Genomic DNA, 21296 nt, shown 5'->3' on the forward strand with positions numbered 1-21296 from the left:
CAGTCAATAGTTCTTTTCCAAATATCCATGGACTTCTTCCGTACCTATTTCAACAGCTGTTTCACTGTCTCTTGGTTTCACTTCGACTTTGCCCTCTTTGATGCTTCTGCCGATCACTATCCTGTATGGCAGGCCAATCAGATCGGAATCCGCAAACTTTACACCTGCGCGCTCTTTTCTGTCATCGTACAAAACATTATAATCCTGACTGAGCGATTCATAAAGTGTTTCAGCCTCTTCTCTTGCAAGGCCGTCCTTGTGATTGGCGGTAACAATATGGACATCAAATGGAGTCACGCTCTTCGGCCAAATAATCCCGCGTCCATCATGATGGCTTTCAATGATTGCTGACAGTGTACGGGATATGCCGATACCGTAGCAGCCCATGAGTACAGGCACGCTGCGGCCGTTTTCGTCCAGAACATGGAGATTCATGGACTCTGAATATTTGGTGCCCAGTTTGAACACCTGTCCAACTTCAATGCCTCTCATGAATTTCACTTTACCGCTGCCGTCTTCAGCCATTTCCCCTTCGGTGATGAAACGAAAGTCTCCATAACCCGCAACTTCAAAATCACGCTCATGGTTCACATTGATATAGTGGTATTCATCGACATTCGCCCCGGTGGGATAATCCGGCATTATTTTCACCTGATGGTCTATATATACCGGCAGCTCTGTGCCGACGGGCCCGAGACTGCCTGGGGACGCGTTCAGGGTATCCCTGATATCTGCATCCGTGGCAAATTCTACATCTTGTGCGCCGAAATAATCCCTGACCTTTATGTCATTCAATTCGTGATCACCCCTGATGAGCAGCATGATAAAATCTCCATCGACTTTAAGAATCATCGTTTTGGTGGTCTCCTCCAAATTGATTTCAAGAAAGTCAGCCAGGGTTTGGCAGGACGTGACGCCCGGTGTCGCAACCTTATCGAATGCCTTCATGGCGGACAATTCCGGAGGTTCAGGTACAGGACAGTAAGCCTTCTCAATATTGGCGGCGTAGTTACTTTCAGTTGTATAAACAATCGTGTCTTCCCCGATATCAGCCAGCGCCATGAATTCGTGTGTATGGGAACCGCCGATAGCGCCGGAATCTGCTTCTACCGCACGGTACTCCAGACTGACCCGGCTGAAAATTCTGGCGTATGCCTCGTACATATCATGGTAGGTGACATCCAGAGATTCCTCATTGCTATGGAACGAGTAGGCATCCTTCATGATGAATTCCCTGCCGCGCAGAAGGCCGAATCGCGGCCTTCTCTCATCGCGGAATTTCGTCTGAATCTGAAAGAGGGTCAGCGGCAGCTTCTTATAACTCTTGAGTTCGTCGCGAAGTAATGCAGTGATCATTTCCTCATGCGTCGGAGCGAGTGCAAACTCCCGCTCATGACGGTCTTTCATACGCATGAGTTCATCGCCGTATGCCTGCCATCTGCCGGACTCTTCCCATAGCTCTCTCGAGTGGAGGACCGGCATGTGAATTTCAACACCGTCGATATTGTTCATCTCTTCTCTGACAATATGCTCAATGTTATTAAGCACAAGCTTGGTTATTGGCAGATAGGTATATATGCCGCTCGCCATCTGCTTGATCATGCCGGACTTGAGCATCAGGCGGTGACTCAGACTGTCTGCGTCCTGCGGTGTCTCTCTCATCGTCGGTATAAACATTTTGGATTGTCTCATTTTGCTTCACTCCTAAAGGAAAAATGTCTTTATGTCATTCCATGTCACAAGCACCATCACGACCAGCAGGAATAAAACGCCCACAAGCTGGATGTTGATTTCCACCTGTTTGTTCAATGGTTTTCTGAATATACCTTCATAAAGGATGAACAGTATTCTGCCACCATCCAGGGCAGGGATGGGCAGAAGGTTCATAATCCCAAGGTTAACACTGAGAATGGCAGTAAAATTCATGAGTACAAGCAGCCCTTGTGAAGCGACTTCTTCAGTCACCTGATATATGCCTACTGGACCATTCAGCATATCAAATGAAAATGTGCCTTCGAAAATACTCAGTATCATCTGCACGACAAGCTCGAATATCAATGTCCCCATTTCATAGGTCTCCTGCACACCCCACACAAGCGGGGCGAACGTACCGGTTTCCATCGCTGCACCGATGCCAATGATCAGACGTTCAGAAACCTCCCCGTCAGGGAGCTCAGTCTCCTCGATCACCGGCGTCATTTCCACGGTTCTTTCTTCACCATCGTTGACCACATCAATGGCCAGTTCAGATTCACCTTCATTCTGTATGAGCTGGGACATATGATCCCAAGAATCGACTTCAGTCCCATTGATCGTCTGGAGCCTGTCCCCTTCAGCGAGGCCTGCCTCTTCAGCAGGTGTATCTTCGGCTACCGTTCCGACGACAGGCTCTTCAACAGGTTTACCGTTGATGTAAAACAATACTGTAAACAGTACGAAGGCAAGCACAAAGTTCATCAGCGGCCCGGCGAACATTGTTAAAAATCTCGCCGGCACCGATTTCGATTCGAACCTTGCGTCGCGGGGCGCAATTCTTTCAAGCTGTGAATTCTGAACATAATAGGCTTCACGTGCAATGTGATACCGGACAACTTCATTATCATGAAGTCTAGTCGCTTTCACATACATGTTTTTACTGATATCCGAATCGACGACTTCAACTTCCTCCACCTGGGTGAAGTTGTGCTTGTCGTCAAGGATTACATGGGTGATTTCATCTTTATCATTGACCTTGAGCTGGATGCGCATCCCGGAATTCAACGGGTTGATTTCCATATCTTCCGAAGCCATGCGGACATAGCCGCCGACAGGCACCAGTCTGATTGTATAAAGTGTGTCATTATATTTATAGGAAAACAGCTTCGGACCCATTCCGATTGCGAACTCGGGGCACATGATGCCCGCTCTTTTGGCCACGACCATATGCCCCCATTCGTGTGCCGTCACGAGCACGCCGAAGACGACTATAAACGCTAAAATTCCAACCATTTAATCACCTCATATCGGACTTATAAAGCCGATCGTAATACAGAATGGATTCGAGATCCGGATGCTTGACCGGAGTGTGATCATTCATACGTAATTCTACTATCTTTTCAATATCTGTAAAAGAAATTGCACCATTTAAAAATTGTCCCACTGCATATTCGTTGGCTGCATTCAGTACAGCCGGCATCGTACCGCCGGCATCCAGAGCATCATAAGCATACTGCAGCATCCTGAACCGTGCCAGATCCATCGGCTCGAAGTTGAGCTGGCTGAGTGCATTCAGATCCATCGGGTGACTGGCCGGCAGCCTGTCCGGATAGCTGAACGCAAACTGTATGCAGTGCTTCATATCCGCTGCCCCCATCTGTGCCATAAAACTGTTATCCACAAATTCTACCATGGAATGTATGGTGCTTTCCCTGTGAAGGATTGTGTCTATCTGATCCGGAGCAGTGTCAAACAGCCATTTCGCCTCAATAACTTCGAGTCCTTTATTCATCATTGTGGCAGAATCGATTGTTATTTTCTGCCCCATCGCCCAGTTCGGATGATCAAGCGCATCATCAAGCGTTACTTCCGTGAGTTCTTTTCTGGAGAGATCCCGGAATGAACCGCCGCTGGCTGTTAAAATAATGCGTTTGACTTCTGCTGGCCGCTCCCCTCTGAGGCATTGGAAAACCGCTGAATGTTCACTGTCAACAGGGATGATTGACACTCCTTTTTCCCTGGCTTTTGTCATCACGATTTCACCTGCAGCGACCAGTGTCTCCTTATTGGCCAGCGCAATATCCTTACCTTCATCGATCGCTTTCAATGTCGGTTCGAGGCCAACGCTTCCCATGATTGCTGTGAGCAGCATATCAGAGTTATCTTCAGCAACTGCAGCCAGGCCTTCGGCACCGGAAAGAAAGTCAATATCCGGGTATTTTTGTGAGAGGTTCTTCCTGTCAGCTTCAAGCATTACGCTGACCATTTTCGGTCTGTGTAAAGCGATGATTTCTTGGAGCCTTTGAATGTTTCTGCCTGCTGAAATACTTTCAAGTGAAAAACTTTCCGGCTGACTGCTGATGACTTCGAGCGCCTGGAAACCAATTGAACCTGTCGCACCAAGTACTGATATCTTTTTCATTTATCTTCACCTTAACTATCTGATTAGTTTATTAGCGGTAATATATTCATCAGGGGAAGGACGAATATAAAGCTGTCAAAGCGGTCGAGTATCCCCCCGTGACCTGGCAGCAGCCTGCCGGAGTCCTTGACGTCGAAATGGCGTTTTAATCCAGATTCCACAAGATCGCCGAGCTGACCGAACACGCTCAGAATGATGGTGAATAGGATGAACAGAGGGAAGGGTGAACTCTGGATCCAGCCGGCAGTATAGAACAGGACAGCCAGAAGCAGACTGCTCAGTATACCCCCGATGAACCCTTCAATTGTTTTGTTCGGGCTGATTTGCGGCCACAGCTTTTTGCTGCCGAAGCCGCGGCCGGCAAAATATGCGCCCGTATCCGTCACCCAGACGATCAGAAGACCGTAGAGTATGTATATGAGTCCTGCATCGCGGGTTTCATAAAAATACATAAATCCAATACCAACATAAGCCACCGCCAGGACGCAGAATCCCATATCCACGAACGAAAAACGGTTTTTACTAATTACTGTAAAGCTCAACATGACCAGTGCCATGACTATTATAAGATCACCCTGCAGGCCTGATATGCGGGGAACGTAACTTTCCTGGGGCATCATCACGATGAATAATGCAACCATCGACAGCATACCGGGGATAGACAGAATATGGATGCGATTCATTTTCAGAATTTCGTACAATGCGGTATAAGCAAGAAGATAAACCAATATGAGCATCGGCCAGGAGCCAGTGATTATTATTGGAATGAACAGCAATATTGCAACTATGGCAGTAATTGTCCTTGTCTTCATGTCATACCTCCTCTTCGTCGATTCCCCCGAACCTTCTTGAACGTTTTTGATATTGTGAAATCATCAGATCGAGTTCTTCAGTTGCAAATTCCGGCCAAAATGTATCAGTGAAAAACAATTCACTGTATGATGACTGCCAGAGAAGGAAGTTGCTCAAACGGTATTCGCCGCTTGTCCGTATCATCATTTCCGGCTCTGGTATATTACGTGTCATCAAATATTGATCTATTGTTCCCTGACTAATGTCCTCAGGGTCAATCGCCCCTGCCACTGCATCTGCAGACATGGACCTGATTGCCTGGACGAGCTCATCCCGGCCGCCGTAATTTAGCGCGAATACCAGATTCAGCCCGGTGTTATCCTGCGTCTTTTCTACTGCTTCGGAAACTGTTTTCACAGTGTAATCAGGCAGCTCTTCCGGGCTGCCGATTGTCAGTACCCTGACATTCTTTTCTATGAGCTCCGGCAGGAAAGTACTCAGAAAATCTCCCGGCAATTTCATCAGGTAGCTGATTTCATTTTGGGGACGGGACCAGTTTTCTGTAGAAAAAGCATAAAGTGTCAGATACTTTATCCCGATATCTGAAGCATGGCGGGTAATTTTCTTTACATTCTGCATACCTTCATAATGACCGTTTATCCTGGGTCTGTTTCTCTCTTTTGCATATCTGCCGTTGCCATCCATTATAATGGCGATATGTTCAGGCAGCGCCCGTTCCTTATCCGCCCTTTTCTGCTTTCTCCATCCAAACATGATAATCCTCCTGAAGCATTTATATTCATTAGTATACATTGATAGGCAGACGTCCTCAATCACTTTATTCTATCACAGTAAAGGAGCCACAAAAAAACAGGCAGGGAAATCCCGCCTGTAAAGGATAGATTGGACTAAACTTCCATGATGTCCTTTTCTTTGTCGTCACATGCAGCGTCGATCTTTGAGATGTGCTCATCAGTGAGCTTTTGAACTTGATCTGTCGCACGTTTAAGTTCATCTTCGGATAGCTCACTGTCTTTCTCCAGGGATTTCAGCTCATCGTTTGACTCACGTCTGATGTTGCGCACCGCAACTTTGGCATTCTCGCCTTCTTTGCGTGCATCTTTTACATATTCCTTACGGCGTTCTTCTGTCAGCTGCGGCACGGTAATACGGATCATTGTCCCGTCAGATGTCGGGTTGATACCTAAGTCTGCCATTTGTATCGCTTTTAATACATCGTCTACAGAACTTTTATCATACGGCGTTACCGTGAGCATGCGTGCTTCCGGTACGGATATTGAAGCCAGCTGGTTGACGGGCGCAGGCGCGCCGTAATAATCCACGGTGACCCGGTCAAGGAGACTCGCATTGGCCTGGCCTGTGCGGATCGATGCAAGTTCCCGTTGCAGATTCTCAAGGGCGTTCTGCATCTTGGCTTTGGTATCTTTTAATACTGAATCACTCATATTATTTCTCTCCCATTACTTTTAATAACCGTGCCGATTGTTTCACCTGAGACGGCACGTTTGATATTACCATCTTCTGTAATCGAAAATACCACAAGCGGTATATCATTGTCCATACAAAAGGATGAAGCCGTGGCATCCATTACCTGGAGGTTTTCCTGGAGCATTTCCATATAGGTCAGCGTATCGTACTTGAAGGCACCGCTGTCAACTTTAGGATCTGCAGAATAAACACCGTCAACATTATTTTTACCCATCAGGATAACATCGGCTTCCACCTCTGCTGCCCGCAGCGCTGCAGTCGTATCGGTGGAGAAATACGGATTCCCTATACCGCCTGCAAATATGACAATGCGCTCTTTTTCAAGATGCCTGATTGCCCGTCTCCGGATATATGGCTCGGCAACCTGCTTCATCTCAATGGATGTCAGCACTCTCGTTTCACACCCGAACTGTTCCAGGCTGTCCTGCAGCGCCAGTGAATTCATCACGGTTGCCAGCATTCCCATGTAATCGGCAGTACCGCGATCCATACCGAGGTCGCTGCCGATCCGGCCTCTCCAAATGTTTCCGCCGCCGACGATCACTGCAATTTCAGCACCAAGGGTCTTTGCCTCCACGATCTGATTGGCAATATTTTTAATCACTACAGGGTTAATGCCATAACCATCTTCCCCTGCCAGAGCTTCACCGCTCAATTTAAGTACAATACGATTGTATCTGGAAGTTTCAGGCATATATGTCTCCATCCTTATCATTTATTCTCAGCAAACTGTTTAGAAAAAAAGACACCGGAGTGTCTTTTTTATCTATTTACCTGATCGAGTACCTCGTCAGCAAAATTCTCTTCTTTTTTCTCTATACCTTCTCCGACTTCAAAACGGGTGAAGTCTTTGAGAATTCCGCCTTTGGATTTCAGGAACTCTTCCACCGTCTGTTCTGAATCTTTGACGAACGGCTGATCAACAATGCAAATTTCTTCAAGATATTTGCGCATTCTGCCTTCAACCATTTTATCGACGATTTTTTCCGGCTTGCCTTCATTGATTGCCTGCTGTTTTAGTACTTCCCTTTCATATTCAAGTTCTTCAGAAGACACCTGATCTTTGGAGACATATTTAGGATTGAGTGCAGCTGCATGCATTGCTACATCCTTAGCGACATCTTTATCCGTTGTTCCTTCAACAACTGTGAGGACACCAATACGTCCGCCCATATGGAGATATTCTCCGAAAGCGTCGCCCTCGCCTTTTTCAGCAACTGCAAACCTTCTCAGCGTCAATTTTTCTCCGATCTTTGAAACTGCCTCAGTGACGACATCCTGAACTTTTCTGCCGTTCAATTCAGATTCATTCAACTCGTCTAAGTCAGCCGGCCGGATTTGAAGAATATGAGACGCAATATCATCCACCAGCGCCTGGAAACTCTCATTGCGCGCAACGAAGTCAGTTTCAGAGTTTATCTCGACAATTGCTGCAGCATTGCCTTCAGATTTGACTCCGACCAGACCTTCAGCAGCTACACGATCTGCCTTTTTAGCAGCTTTTGAAATTCCTTTTTCCCGAAGATAATCCAGTGCTTTATCAAGATCTCCGTCTGTTTCACTCAGTGCTTTTTTGCAGTCCATCATACCTGCACCGGTTTTTTCACGTAATTCTTTAACCAATTTTGCGGAAATAGCCATTGTTCATCCTCCTGAGCAATTATTTTAAATGGAATTTTTTTAGAAAACTTATGCAAGATAAGAAAGGCTGTATTTTCCTAATCTTGTAAAAAAAGGTGATAAGAATAGTCACTTATCACCGATATTTCAAGATTATCTCTCTTCTGCTTCAGCAGTTTCAATTGTTTCGGCATCTTCTGCTGACTCTTCAATGCCTTCAGCTTCCTTTTCAGTCAGGTCAATGTTTTGTTCTTCTGCAATTTCTTCATCAGAAACACCCTTCTGACCTTCAAGAACTGCATCTGCCATTTTGCTTGTCATCAACCGCACCGCACGGATCGCATCGTCATTTGCCGGGATGACATAATCAATTTCATCCGGATCGCAGTTCGTATCAACCATTGCTACGATTGGAATGTTTAATTTTTTCGCTTCGTTGATTGCGTTGCGTTCTTTCCTCGGATCCACGATAAAGAGTGCTTTCGGCATTTCTTTCATTTCGCGGATACCGCCAAGGAATTTGTTTAGACGTTCATATTCCTTGCGGAGTTCAGTCACTTCCTTCTTAGGAAGTACATCAAAAGTGCCATCCGCTTCCATCTTTTCAATTTCAGAGATACGCTTGATTCGTTTGGAAATCGTCTTATAATTCGTCAGGATACCGCCGAGCCATCTTTGGTTCACGTAGAGGTGACCGGCTCTTTCTGCTTCTTCCCTGATAGAATCCTGCGCCTGTTTTTTAGTACCGACGAAAAGGACTTTTCCGCCTTCTTCAGAGATGCTTTTGACAAAGTCATAAGCCTCTGCCACCTTTTTAACTGTCTTTTGCAGATCGATGATATAGATACCGTTTCTTTCAGTGAAAATGTACCTTTTCATCTTAGGGTTCCAACGGCGAGTCTGATGTCCAAAATGTACACCGGCCTCGAGAAGTTGTTTCATTGTAATAACTGCCATGAATATTTCCTCCTTCGGTTTTTTGCCTCCAGCATCACTATGGCAACGACCATCAGGCACCAGTTGCCAGTCGGTAATACTGTGCGTATTAGCTCTGTTTCAGCCATCATAAAATATAACATATCGGAGTCTTCGAATCAAATATCTTTTAGCCTTCTTTTCTGAGTTCAGGCAGGAAATCCTCTTTCTTAACTTTAATGAACGTGCCCTTCATTCCCAGCGAACGTGATTCGATGACACCTGCACTTTCAAGTTTACGCAGCGCGTTGACAATAACAGAACGGGTAATTCCGACACGATCCGCCACTTTTGAAGCCACAAGCAGACCTTCATCCGCGTCGAGCTCTTCAAAAATATGTTCGATTGCTTCGCGTTCTGAATAGGACAATGAACGGATTGCCATCGCAATGCTTGCTTTATCACGCGCTTTTTTCTCGATTTCCTCCTGCTTTTCACGCAATACTTCCATGCCCACAACTGTACCTGCATACTCAGCCAGCACCAGGTCGTCTTCGTTGAAAGGAACGCTGACCCGTCCGAGCACCAATGTTCCCAGACGTTCTCCGCCACCGTGAATCGGCAGGACACATGTATCTGAGTCCTGGAAAGAATCTTCTGTCGGGAAGACTGTCATATTATTATCAAATCCTATGCTTTCCTGTGTCTCATCAAGCTTCATGATTCTGTTGACGTACTCGTCCGGGAAACGCCTGTTTTCAATCATTTCCCTGATGCGCGGGTTCTCAATTTCCTGATTGACCCCGAATCCGAGCAGCTTGCCTTTCCGTGAAACGATGAACACATTACATTCCAGCACTCTGCTGACGATCTCGGAAACTTCTTTAAAATCTACTTTAATACCTCTTTGTCCTTGAATCAGTGAGTTAATCTCTCTTGTCTTTTGTAATAGGCTTGTCATTTTTGTTCTCCTTTGTGAGTTATAAGATAAATGCGCTTAAGTTTTTATCTGATTTGATTTTGTCCAGTTTTGAAACAACATATTGTCTGGTGATTTCTACCTGGGCGCCTTCCATGCCGCTGGCTTCATACAGAAGTTCTTCAAGCAGTGTTTCCAGTATGGTATGGAGCCTTCTGGCACCGATATCATCTGTATCGGTGTTGACCTGAAAAGCGATATGGGCAAGCTCGCTGACAGCTTCATCTGTGAAGGATATTGTTACACCTTCGGTTTTGAGAAGTGCTTCATACTGTTTCAGGAGTGAGCTTTTTGGTTCCCTTAAAATGTTTTCAAAATCCTCTGCTTTCAGTTTATCCAGTTCAACCCGGATCGGAAATCTGCCCTGGAGTTCCGGAATCAGGTCACTTGGCTTGGAAACATGAAAAGCGCCTGCGCCGATAAAAAGAATATGATTAGTATCTATCGGGCCGTATTTAGTCTGAATGGTACTCCCTTCTACGATTGGGAGTATATCCCGCTGGACGCCCTCTCTGGATACATCGCCTGAATTCTGTCCGCCTTTGGTCACTTTATCCATCTCATCGATGAAGATGATGCCCATTGTTTCAGCAAGATCGATTGCATCACTGTTCACTGTATCAGTATCAATGATCTTTTCAGCTTCTTCACGCTGCAGATGCCCCCGGGCCTGCCTTACCGACAGTGTACGTTTATGCTTCTGCTTTGGCATCAGCTGTTTGAACATATCCTGCATAGCGCCTTCATCCATCCCCGGCATCATGCCCGTTGGATTCTGGCTCTGCTCCACTTCAATGGTGACTTTCTCGTCTTCAAGCATACCGGCCGAAAGTTTCTCGCGCAGGTTCATCCTTTTGGAACGCACTTCATCCGTAACTTCCTCATATTCATTATCCCCCTGCTGGTTCATAAACATCTCGAACGGATTGCTGGCCTGTTTGGTCCGCTTTTCCCCTGGAGCCAGCAGACCGACGAGCCGTTCATCAGCCAGTTTCACCGCATCATCCTCAACGAGTGCCATCTGTTTTTCCTTCACTATGCGCACGCTTGCCTCCACAAGATCCCTGACCATGCTCTCAACATCGCGTCCGACATAGCCGACTTCGGTGAACTTCGTTGCTTCAACCTTAGTGAATGGTGCACCAGTAAGCTTGGCCATCCGCCGCGCTATTTCTGTTTTTCCCACACCTGTCGGTCCGATCATCAGTATATTTTTCGGGATAACTTCTTCCTTCAAATCATCATCCAGTTTCATCCTTCTATAGCGGTTTCTCATCGCAATCGCCACTTTGCGTTTTGCATCCGTCTGACCGATGATATCTTCATCGAGTCTTGCAGTGATTTCTCTCGGAGAAAGGTTTTGCTTCACTTCAAACGCTCCTTTAATCAATCGTTTCAACTATAATATTGTCGTTGGTAAATACGCAGATTTCACTGGCAATGTTCAAGCTGTCCCGGGCAATCGCTTCCGCCCCGAGACCGTCTCCGTGTTTTACCATGGCACGCCCTGCGCTTAGAGCATAATTGCCCCCGCTCCCGATTGCAAGTATACCGTCGTCAGGTTCGATCACTTCACCTGTTCCGCTCACAAGAAGCATCGACTCCTTGTCCATGACAATCAGCATTGCTTCAAGCTGTCGGAGGATCTTATCCCCGCGCCATTCTTTGGCGAGTTCAACTGCAGCCCGGGACAGGTTGCCATTATAGGCATGCAGGTTGGCCTCAAATTTTTCAAACAGCGTAAAAGCATCGGCAACACTGCCGGCAAAACCGGCAACAACCTTATCATCAAACAGCCGTCTCACCTTTCTGGCTGTATGCTTCATCACGACCTGATTGCCGAGTGTCACCTGACCGTCTCCGGCCATCGCCATTTTCTCCCTGTGCCTGACTGCAAATATTGTTGTACCTTCAAACGCCATTCTTTCACCTCTTATTATTTGCCGGATGATGTGTTAAATAGGTCTTTCTCAATTGTTCCTTGGAAATATGCGTATACCGCTGGGTTGTCGACAGCGATTCATGTCCGAGCAGATCCTGCACCGCACGCAGATCTGCCCCATTGTTCAACAGATGCGTGGCAAAACTGTGTCTGATCTTATGGGGATGCACATGAAGGCTGCTCGCACTCCGTTTGACCATCATATTGATGACATATCTAAGGCCTCTCCCGGTAAGAGGCCCTCTGCGATGATTGATCCAGAGTGATCCCGCATGCTCTATCGCTTCCCTGTTGGCATCAATATAGGCCTCCAATGCCTCTTTTGCCGGCTCACCAAAGGGAAGGACGCGTTCTTTACCGCCTTTACCCGCAACTTTTATCAACTGACCGGTAAAATCGATATTCGACGTTTTGAGCGTCAGCAGCTCTGATGCCCTGATACCGGTCGCGTAGAACAGTTCAAGTATGGCAAGGTCCCGTTCATACATCTTTGAGTCCTTGTCCAGGCTGTCAAACAGCGTATTGATTTCGTTTTCATACAAAAAACCGGGCAGCGGCTTTTCCTGCTTGGGGCTGGGGAGATTGACAAATGGATTATTATCTACTGCTTTGCCATCCAGCAGGAAATTATAGAAACTCCTTAAAGCAGAAATTTTCCTGGAAACCGTCGGCTTTTTCAGCCCCTTCTGATATAAGAAGTTGAGATAATTTCTGGCATCCATATATTTGAAATCGTCTATAGTCAGTCTCTCCACTTCCAGGAATCTGCCAAACTCCAGAATGTCTTTTTCATAGCTTGACACCGTATGTTCTGACAGATTTCTCTGGAAAGACAGTGTATCCAGAAATTTTTTAAGGTATTGGATACATCTCCACCCCCTTTATCAGAATCTTATCACAATTTTAAAAAATCATTCAACTGATACGTGTGAACGTTACTGATCATATACATTCATGCTTTTTGTGTCCAATTAGATATTGTAAACCATTTGATGATAAATTGCACAAAATAATACGAATATTTTTATAACAATTTATTGTCGCGAAAAAATACCCATATTTTCAATATGGGCAACGCAACTTATTCCGCTTTCTCCTCATAATCACAGTTTGTACATTTGACTTTGGCGTTTTTCCCTTTTTTAGTTTCAACAAGATAATTTTCACACTTGGGACAATTTCTGCCGATTGGCCGATCCCATGAGACAAAATCACATTCCGGATATCTGTCACAGCCGTAGAAGAGTCTGTTCTTCTTGGATTTTCTCTCCACTACGTCCCCTTCACCGCACTTCGGACATGTGACCCCGATCTTCTTCACTATAGCCTTTGTATTGCGGCACTCAGGAAAGTTGGAGCATGCCATAAATTTACCATAGCGTCCCATCTTGTAGACCATCGGCGAACCACATCTTTCGCAGTCTTCACCGACCGGTTCATCCTTGATCTCTATCTTCTCCATCTCCTCATCCGCTCTTGCCACCTGAGGGCTGAAATTTTTATAGAAATCGTCTATGACTTTGACCCATGAAGCCTCACCATCCGCGATGTTATCCAGACTTTTTTCCATCGATCTTGTAAAATCGACATCTATGATATCCGGGAAATACTCGGTCATGGATTCATTGACGATTTCCCCGATTTCAGTCGGCATAAAACGCTTCTGATCCATTTTTACATAGTTTCTCTTTTGTATGGTGTCAATCGTCGGCGCATAGGTTGACGGCCGGCCGATGCCGAGTTCCTCAAGTGTTTTGACGAGTCTCGCTTCAGTGAACCTTGGCGGCGGCTGAGTGAAGTGCTGTTTGGGGTCTATTTGTTCCGATCGGACCTGCTCCCCTTCTTTGATGTCCGGGAGACGGTTGTTTAAATCCTCTTCCGCGTCATCCTGGCTTTCGATATATATGCGCATGAAGCCTTTGAATTTGATTGTCTGGCCGGTACTTCTGAATATTACGCCGTTGTTGGACATATCCATTTTAACCGTATCCAGTATCGCCGGTGCCATATGAGCAGCGATAAAACGCTCCCAGATCAGTTTGTACAGCCTGTACTGGTCACGGGTAAGATATTGTTTCATGTTCGCAGGAGAGCGGCCGGCCGATGTCGGGCGCACAGCTTCGTGAGCATCCTGCGCGGATTCAGATTGTTTGCCGGTCTTTCCCCCGCCGGCATATTCTTTTCCGTATTCATTGACTATGAAGTCTGTCGCTTCATTTTGGGCCACCGGTGAAATTCTCGTTGAATCAGTCCTCATATATGTGATCAGACCGACAGTTCCTTCTTTTTTAATGTCAATTCCTTCATATAATTGCTGTGCGACCATCATGGTTTTACGTGCTTTAAAGTTCAGTTTTCTCGCAGATTCCTGTTGCAGGGAACTTGTCGTAAACGGGGCTGCAGGATATTTTTTCTTCTCTTTTTTCTCGACTTTATCCACATTGAATGTATCTCCGTCAAGCTGTCTGAGCACTTTATCCACATCATCTTTGGTTTGAAGCTTGATTTTGTCATTTGCCAGCCTGTTGAATTTACCTTCAAAACTGCTTCTGCCATGTTTAAATTTACCAGTTATCGTCCAGTATTCTTCCGGTTTAAAGTTGCGGATTTCATTTTCACGATCGATGATCAGTCTGAGTGCCACAGATTGTACTCTGCCCGCAGACAACCCTTTTTTTACTTTTTTCCAGAGTACCGGTGATATGTTATAGCCTACAAGGCGGTCAAGTATACGCCTTGCCTGCTGGGCATCCACCAGTTCCTGATTAATCCCGCTCGGATGCTTGAAGCTTTCCTTCACCGCATCTTTGGTAATTTCATTGAATACGACTCTGTAATAATCATTATCTTCGCCCAGTGCGTGACTTAAATGCCAGGCGATTGCTTCACCTTCGCGGTCAGGGTCACTTGCCAGGAATATTTTCTTTGCTTTTTTGGCCTCTTTTTTTAAATCTTTAAGCAGTGGCCCTTTGCCGCGGATGGTGATGTATTTCGGCTTATAATTATTTTCTGTATCTATTCCCGTTTGACTGCGAGGCAAATCACGAACATGACCCATCGAAGCAACGACTTTATAGCGTTTGCCCAGATATTTCTCGATGGTTTTGGCTTTGGCTGGTGATTCCACAATAACCAAATTATCTGCCATTTCGACCGCCTCCTTTTTCAACTTGTATTTTCAAATCCAAATAATACAGTGAAGTAAAATTGTTTGTCAACTATAAAAGTTTTAATCATTTTATCTGTATATGAAATCATACGTAAAAATCTTCCATAATATCTTCTGCCGAGAGCACAGGTTTCGCACCTTCCTGTAATCTTAAGTTTGTTCCTTTTGATATGGAGGATGTAATGTTGCCGGGTACACAATAAGCGATCCTGTTTTCATTCAATGCCATGTCCAGAGTGATCAGACTGCCGCTTTTCTCTTCGGCTTCTGTCACAACGACGCCTTTACTGAACCCTGATATTATGCGGTTCCTTGCAACGAACCGCCACTTGTCTATTGGCGTGCGGGGTGGATATTCGCTGATTACCAGATGCTCCTTTTCCATTACCATCCTTAATTTTTCCGTCGTTTTCGGATAATGGATATCAAAGCCGAATGCAAGTACACCGATTGTTTTCAGTCCTGAATCTATGGCGATATGATGAGCCATTTCATCTGCACCATAAGCGAGTCCTGAAACGATTGCAATTTTTTTGTTTAAAGCAGGGAGGATATTCAATAGTGCATGCCTGGTATAGCTGGTCGCTTTACGGCTGCCGACAACGCCCAGTACCGGGGCATCAAGAATACTGATGTCGCCTCGGTAATATAAAATATACGGGGGATCATAAATTTCTTTGAGCATCACCGGATAGCCCTTATCTTCTATTGTTATGTAACTGACACCCCTTTTGTCAAGGTCATCCATTAACAACCTTTGGTCCAGCCGCCCTGCATGGGATAATTTTTGATGCAGGTCACTCCCATCCGGCTTGCGGGTTTTGCCTGCTAAATACGAAAATTCGTGCGGTGTAATGTTCGCATAACTCATACACAAGTAATCCATCAATTTCCCTCCTCTTAAATAGTCATCTATTATTATAGAGGAAATTACAGAAATCTTAGATTAATAATGTAATAATTTTGTTTCCAGAAAAAGTAAAAAAGAGGAGAAATCCTTAAGGGATTCTCCTCTTTCATGCTTTATCCATGCACTATATGACATTTACTTTACAGTTAAGCATTTTTCATATAAACCATCTTCTTTTTGGATACGGTCAATCAGGGTCTGACCGATTTCTGATGGCGTATCCGCTGTTTCAATGCCGCATTCATTCATCGTTTTGATCTTCTCTTCAGCAGTACCTTTACCGCCGGAGATGATTGCACCGGCATGACCCATGCGTTTTCCGGGCGGTGCTGTCACCCCGCCGATGAAACCGACGACCGGCTTATCCATGTTTTCTTTAACCCATTCGGCAGCTTCTTCTTCGGCAGTACCGCCGATTTCACCGATCATTACCACCGCTTCAGTTTCAGGATCATCATTGAAAGCATTCAGCGCATCGATGAAGTCAGTGCCGTTTACAGGGTCGCCCCCGATGCCGACAGCAGTCGTCTGACCAATGCCGGCCTGCGTCAGCTGATGCACAGCTTCATAAGTCAGCGTGCCGGAACGGCTGACAACGCCAACATGACCTTTCTTATGAATATATCCCGGCATAATTCCGATCTTACATTCGTCAGCAGTAATGACACCCGGGCAGTTTGGCCCTACAAGGCGTGTCTTCTTGTCTTCCAGGTAACGCTTGACTTTCACCATATCGATCACAGGAATATGTTCAGTGATACAGATCGCCATATCCAGTTCGGCATCCGCGCTTTCTATGATAGAATCCGCGGCAAATGGGGCGGGGACATAAACGACCGATACTGTTGCACCTGTCTCTGCCTTCGCTTCTTCAACCGTGTTGAAGACAGGCACGCCCTCAACTTCCTGGCCGCCTTTGCCAGGTGTTACACCGGCAACGATTTGTGTACCGTAATCGAGCATCTGTTTCGTATGGAACAGTGCTGTAGAACCGGTAATACCTTGTACCAATACTTTTGTATTTTTATCAATAAATACACCCACAATAGATTCCTCCGTTTTTAGTTATTTTGGTTGACCGCTTCAATGATTTTCTGCGCGCCTTCCGCCATAGTGTTTGCAGGGATGATGTCGAAGTCGGATTCGTTAAGGATCGCTTTACCATCATCGACATTTGTACCTTCTAAACGTACAACAAGCGGTATATCCAATCCAATATTCTTGACAGCTTCAACAACACCTTCAGCAATGACATCACATCTCATGATGCCGCCGAATATATTGACCAGGATACCTTGGACACCTTCATCGCCAAGGATGATTTTGAATGCTTCGGTAACCTTTTCCGTTGTTGCGCCGCCTCCTACATCGAGGAAGTTCGCAGGTTCGCCGCCGAAATGGTGGATGGTGTCCATCGTCGCCATCGCCAGACCGGCACCGTTGACCATACAACCGATGTTGCCGTCAAGTGCAACGTAGGACAGATCATATTTGGATGCTTCGATCTCCTTTGGATCTTCTTCATCAATGTCACGCATTTCCAAGATATCCTTGTTTCTGAAAAGTGCATTGTCATCAAAGTTCACTTTCGCATCCAGTGCAAGTGCGTCACCGTCACCGGTCGTGACGAGCGGATTGATCTCTACCACTGAACAATCTTTTTCAATGAATACATTGTACAGTGAAAGCATCAATTTAGCCGCTTTGTTAACAGACTCCTTAGGGATGTTCATGTTAAAAGCAAGTCTTTTCGCCTGATAAGGCATTAATCCAAGGACAGGGTCTATCGTTTCCCTGAAGATCTTCTCAGGTGTTTCTGCCGCCACTTCTTCGATTTCTGTACCGCCCTCTTCAGAGCCCATCAGTACAACGCGGTCGGTCAGACGATCAACGACAAAGCCTACATAGAACTCATTCTGGATATCGCAGCCCTCTTCGATGAGCAGGCGTTTCACTTCCTTGCCCTCCGGACCTGTTTGATGGGTAACAAGCACTTCACCAAGTAATTCCTTGGCGTACTCCCTGACCTCATCAATGGATTTAGCGATTTTTACACCGCCGGCTTTACCGCGTCCGCCCGCATGGATCTGGGCTTTTACGACATATACATCTGATTCCAGTGTTTTAGCAGCATCCACTGCTTCTTCCGGTGTATATGCAACGGTGCCGTTGGGCACGGCTACGCCCATGGAGCGAAAGATTTCTTTTCCTTGATACTCATGGATATTCATGTTCATCCTCCTAAGACTTTATTAAAGCTTACCTCTCAATTATAGAAAAACGCGCGTTTAAAGTAAACTAATGAAGCTGAATTCTTTGACTGTCAATATATTTTTTGACCGGTTCAAAGGTTTTCCTATGAATTGGTGATGTACCTAACTGATCCAGAGATTTCAAATGCGACTTTGTACCATAACCTTTATGTGTTTTGAAATTGTACCCTGGATAAACCTGGTCATAAGCCTCCATCATCAGATCTCTTTCGGTTTTTGCAATCACGCTCGCTGCCGCAATCGACACTGAGTTTGAATCGCCTTTAATGATTGACGTCTCCGGAATATCACCGCCTACGGTCATTGCATCCACCAGCAGATGATGCGGGGGGTGCTGCAAACCTTGGACAGCCCGCCCCATCGCAAGTCTTGAAGCTTCATAAATGTTCAAATTTTCGATTTCAATGACACTCGCAACACCGACGGCGTAATCCGCCTCCTGCATGATGATTTTCCTGAACGACATGCGTTTTTCAGACGACAATTTTTTCGAATCATCAAGGCCGATCAGTCTGAAGCCTTCCGGCAGGACCACTGCCGCAGCAACCACTTCACCGGCAATCGGCCCCCGCCCGGCTTCATCCACCCCTGCGATATGCGGGTGATTCGATCGGAGATTATTTTCGTAAGTACTCATTTTTTCATATTTTTCAATAAGCAGCTGCTCTTTTTCAATGAGGCGCCTCTGTTTTTTAAGCGCAAGGATGACTCCTTTTCTGGTGTCATTTATAAATTCACAGCTCTCCAGTTGTGTGAGGGACTTTATCCCGGCTATCTCCGCTTTGATCTCAGTTACTGTTTTCATCATTCCCCCACCCGGTCAAATGTATATCTGCCGATTTTGGCATTCCTGATGTCATAAATGATGCGGCTGGTCACCGCTTCATAATTGATTTCATTGCCGCCGGCTTTGAGTCCGCGCACTCTGCCAATCGCTTCATAAATCTCAACAATATCCGATGCTGCATTCACATGGATACTATAAAATTTATTGAACGCCTCCGGATCATGTCTCAGCACAAAGTTCATTCCGTAAATAGCTACTTCATCCAGCGGCACCACATCATCTTTGATCGCACCGGTCAGGGAGAGTTTTCTCCCCGTCTCCTCCCCTTCAAATTTCGGCCAGAGAATTCCCGGTGTATCCATCAGCTCCAGCCTCGATCCTGCTTTAATCCATTGCTGGCGCTTCGTCACACCCGGTTTATTCGCTGTATCAGCGATTTTCCTTTTTGCGATATTATTGATGACTGTCGATTTACCGACGTTCGGAATGCCAATGATCAGCGCCCGTATGGCGCGCCGGTTGATTCCTTTCTCTTCCATTTTGCGGAACATAGCCTCCGTCGCTTCAACGGCAAGCGGTTCAATTTTGCGTATGATCTGCTCATCACGACCGTTGACTGCCACAGGATGCAGTCCTTCCGATCTGAATTTGCTGAGCCATTTATTCGTCTCGTCCTCATCCGCCATATCCCTTTTGTTTAAAACGATAACCTTGGGCTTTTCCGAGGTCACTTCATCCATCATCGGATTATGGCTGGATACCGGAATCCGGGCGTCCACGATTTCGATCACCACATCAATTTTCTTTAGAATCTCTTCTATTTCCCGTCTGGCTTTGGCCATATGACCCGGAAACCAATTTATATTCATACAATCCACCCGTTCCTTATATTTCATAAATTCTCTCTCATATTATATAATACAGACACCATCAATTAAAATACAGGGAGGGCGGCTGCATGATTACAATTATCGTTCCTGTCCTGAACGAAGCGTCAAATATACCGATTCTCGATGAGAGTGTTAAAAAGGTAATGTCAGTCATCAATCTGGATCACGAAATAATATTCATAGATGACGGCTCCCGGGACGGCACTCTGAATGCGATAAAAAAACTCGATGATAATTATAGCCGTTTCATTTCCTTTTCGAGAAACTTTGGCAAAGAAGCTGCCATTGTCGCCGGCCTTGAACATGCCCGGGGGGAGGCGGCAATCATTATGGATGGTGATCTGCAACATCCTGCATCATTGATTACAGAGATGATTGACCAGTACAGGGCAGGCTACGATCAGGTGGTCGCCAGACGCAATAAGAACGGCGAGCCCATGCGCCGCAGAATTCCTTCAAATATATTCTATAAACTGATGAACTATACCAGTACAGTGCATCTGGAGGACGGAGAAGGCGACTTCAGGCTGATTTCAAGAAAAGTCATCGACTCAATACTGCTGCTCAGTGAAAACAACCGGTTTTCCAAAGGGATTTTCGAATGGGTCGGATTCAATAAAAAAGTGATTGAATTTGATCATATTCATAGAACTTCCGGCCGATCCACTTTCAATCCATTAAAGCTCGCGGATTATGCCATTGACGGCATCAGCGCCTATAACCACCGGCCGTTAAGGATATGTTTCTATCTCGGGCTCATGGTGCTGCTAATTTCGCTGGCCTATATCGCTTATATGCTGGTTAATATCGTGATCAATGGCGTGGACGTGCCCGGCTACTTCACCATCATCGCAAGCCTTCTGCTGCTCGGCAGCATCCAGCTCTTTTCCCTCGGTATCATCGGGGAATATGTCGGGCGGATCTACATCGAGACGAAAAGCAGGCCAAAATATATCGTCCGGGAACAATCGGATTCAATGGCCCAGGAAGAGGAAAAGATTAGATGAGAAAAAGCAGACTGAACAATGAATTCTTCCGTTTTATAGCGGTCGGGCTGTCAAATACGATAAATTATTATGTCATCTACACCCTGCTCTTCTGGGCAGGCTGCCCATACATAGCTGCACATTTACTCGGTTTTGTCACCGCCTTTATCATCTCTTTCTTCCTGAATTGCTTTTTTGTATATGGCGTGAAACCCACTTGGGCGAAATTTTTGAAATTCCCTCTCACCCAGGTGATCAATATGGGGTTGCAGACATTGCTTTTATATATTTTTGTTGATATCTTCGGATGGAATGAAATCCTTTCACCCCTTCCCGTGCTGCTCGTCACAGTGCCGGTCACTTATTCGATTACACGGTGGGTACTAACAGATAAAGAGGTACAGTGA

General features: G+C 45.8%; 21 protein-coding genes. 2 read left to right on the forward strand and 19 right to left on the reverse strand.

The window, feature by feature from the left end; translation table 11 throughout:
- Nucleotides 1-3: 3 nt before the first annotated feature.
- From G343_RS0113265 to ylqF, 19 genes are all read right to left on the reverse strand, one after another.
- Entirely contained in the window at nucleotides 4-1692 is a 1689-nt protein-coding gene (locus G343_RS0113265) for a proline--tRNA ligase (protein WP_020008646.1), read from the reverse strand.
- Between the two features lie 12 nt (nucleotides 1693-1704).
- On the reverse strand, nucleotides 1705-2988 hold the full coding sequence (gene rseP, locus G343_RS0113270; RefSeq protein ID WP_020008647.1) for an RIP metalloprotease RseP: 1284 nt from the start codon (nucleotides 2986-2988) through the stop codon (nucleotides 1705-1707).
- A 4-nt stretch (nucleotides 2989-2992) separates the two neighbouring features.
- Nucleotides 2993-4117: a 1-deoxy-D-xylulose-5-phosphate reductoisomerase gene (locus G343_RS0113275; protein ID WP_020008648.1), complete on the reverse strand. Its 1125-nt coding sequence runs from the start codon at nucleotides 4115-4117 to the stop codon at nucleotides 2993-2995.
- Nucleotides 4118-4140: 23 nt separating this feature from the next.
- On the reverse strand, nucleotides 4141-4929 hold the full coding sequence (locus tag G343_RS0113280; protein ID WP_020008649.1) for a phosphatidate cytidylyltransferase: 789 nt from the start codon (nucleotides 4927-4929) through the stop codon (nucleotides 4141-4143).
- 1 nt (nucleotide 4930) lies between these two features.
- A complete protein-coding gene (locus G343_RS0113285) occupies nucleotides 4931-5683 on the reverse strand; it encodes an undecaprenyl pyrophosphate synthase (protein ID WP_020008650.1) in 753 nt (250 codons plus the stop codon).
- A gap of 134 nt (nucleotides 5684-5817) precedes the next feature.
- Nucleotides 5818-6375, reverse strand: a complete 558-nt coding sequence (gene frr, locus G343_RS0113290; RefSeq protein WP_020008651.1) for a ribosome recycling factor — start codon at nucleotides 6373-6375, stop codon at nucleotides 5818-5820.
- The gene (gene pyrH / locus G343_RS0113295; RefSeq protein WP_020008652.1) at nucleotides 6372-7112 is read right to left on the reverse strand and encodes a UMP kinase; all 741 of its coding nucleotides are present in this window, start codon (nucleotides 7110-7112) and stop codon (nucleotides 6372-6374) included. Before pyrH ends, frr begins: the two co-directional genes overlap by 4 nt.
- A gap of 68 nt (nucleotides 7113-7180) precedes the next feature.
- Nucleotides 7181-8059 carry a translation elongation factor Ts gene (gene tsf / locus G343_RS0113300; protein WP_020008653.1) on the reverse strand — a complete coding sequence of 293 codons (879 nt, stop codon included), beginning with the start codon at nucleotides 8057-8059 and terminating at the stop codon, nucleotides 7181-7183.
- A gap of 132 nt (nucleotides 8060-8191) precedes the next feature.
- Nucleotides 8192-8995, reverse strand: a complete 804-nt coding sequence (rpsB, locus tag G343_RS0113305) for a 30S ribosomal protein S2 (protein WP_020008654.1) — start codon at nucleotides 8993-8995, stop codon at nucleotides 8192-8194.
- Nucleotides 8996-9143: 148 nt separating this feature from the next.
- Entirely contained in the window at nucleotides 9144-9914 is a 771-nt protein-coding gene (gene codY / locus G343_RS0113310) for a GTP-sensing pleiotropic transcriptional regulator CodY (protein ID WP_020008655.1), read from the reverse strand.
- Nucleotides 9915-9933: 19 nt separating this feature from the next.
- Complete coding sequence (gene hslU, locus G343_RS0113315; protein ID WP_020008656.1) at nucleotides 9934-11301, reverse strand: ATP-dependent protease ATPase subunit HslU; 1368 nt, start codon at nucleotides 11299-11301, stop codon at nucleotides 9934-9936.
- A 13-nt stretch (nucleotides 11302-11314) separates the two neighbouring features.
- Nucleotides 11315-11854, reverse strand: coding sequence for an ATP-dependent protease subunit HslV (hslV, locus tag G343_RS0113320; RefSeq protein WP_020008657.1), 540 nt, complete (start codon nucleotides 11852-11854; stop codon nucleotides 11315-11317).
- A 4-nt stretch (nucleotides 11855-11858) separates the two neighbouring features.
- Nucleotides 11859-12740 carry a site-specific tyrosine recombinase/integron integrase gene (gene xerA / locus G343_RS0113325; protein ID WP_033426629.1) on the reverse strand — a complete coding sequence of 294 codons (882 nt, stop codon included), beginning with the start codon at nucleotides 12738-12740 and terminating at the stop codon, nucleotides 11859-11861.
- 215 nt (nucleotides 12741-12955) lie between these two features.
- Nucleotides 12956-15022: a type I DNA topoisomerase gene (gene topA / locus G343_RS0113330; protein WP_020008659.1), complete on the reverse strand. Its 2067-nt coding sequence runs from the start codon at nucleotides 15020-15022 to the stop codon at nucleotides 12956-12958.
- A gap of 106 nt (nucleotides 15023-15128) precedes the next feature.
- A complete protein-coding gene (dprA, locus tag G343_RS0113340; RefSeq protein WP_020008661.1) occupies nucleotides 15129-15929 on the reverse strand; it encodes a DNA-processing protein DprA in 801 nt (266 codons plus the stop codon).
- Between the two features lie 159 nt (nucleotides 15930-16088).
- Nucleotides 16089-16997 carry a succinate--CoA ligase subunit alpha gene (gene sucD, locus G343_RS0113345; protein ID WP_020008662.1) on the reverse strand — a complete coding sequence of 303 codons (909 nt, stop codon included), beginning with the start codon at nucleotides 16995-16997 and terminating at the stop codon, nucleotides 16089-16091.
- Nucleotides 16998-17014: 17 nt separating this feature from the next.
- On the reverse strand, nucleotides 17015-18184 hold the full coding sequence (sucC, locus tag G343_RS0113350; protein WP_020008663.1) for an ADP-forming succinate--CoA ligase subunit beta: 1170 nt from the start codon (nucleotides 18182-18184) through the stop codon (nucleotides 17015-17017).
- A 67-nt stretch (nucleotides 18185-18251) separates the two neighbouring features.
- The gene (locus G343_RS0113355; RefSeq protein ID WP_020008664.1) at nucleotides 18252-19031 is read right to left on the reverse strand and encodes a ribonuclease HII; all 780 of its coding nucleotides are present in this window, start codon (nucleotides 19029-19031) and stop codon (nucleotides 18252-18254) included.
- Nucleotides 19031-19882 (reverse strand): ribosome biogenesis GTPase YlqF, encoded by an 852-nt coding sequence (gene ylqF / locus G343_RS0113360; protein WP_026366407.1) that lies wholly within the window; start codon nucleotides 19880-19882, stop codon nucleotides 19031-19033. Before ylqF ends, G343_RS0113355 begins: the two co-directional genes overlap by 1 nt.
- A gap of 89 nt (nucleotides 19883-19971) precedes the next feature.
- Between ylqF and G343_RS0113365 the strand changes: the two genes are divergently transcribed.
- On the forward strand, nucleotides 19972-20910 hold the full coding sequence (locus tag G343_RS0113365; protein WP_020008666.1) for a glycosyltransferase family 2 protein: 939 nt from the start codon (nucleotides 19972-19974) through the stop codon (nucleotides 20908-20910).
- Nucleotides 20907-21296 carry a GtrA family protein gene (locus tag G343_RS0113370; protein ID WP_020008667.1) on the forward strand — a complete coding sequence of 130 codons (390 nt, stop codon included), beginning with the start codon at nucleotides 20907-20909 and terminating at the stop codon, nucleotides 21294-21296. The genes G343_RS0113365 and G343_RS0113370 overlap by 4 nt, the downstream gene beginning before the upstream one ends.

Source organism: Salinicoccus albus DSM 19776 (assembly GCF_000385175.1).
Classification (GTDB): domain Bacteria; phylum Bacillota; class Bacilli; order Staphylococcales; family Salinicoccaceae; genus Salinicoccus; species Salinicoccus albus.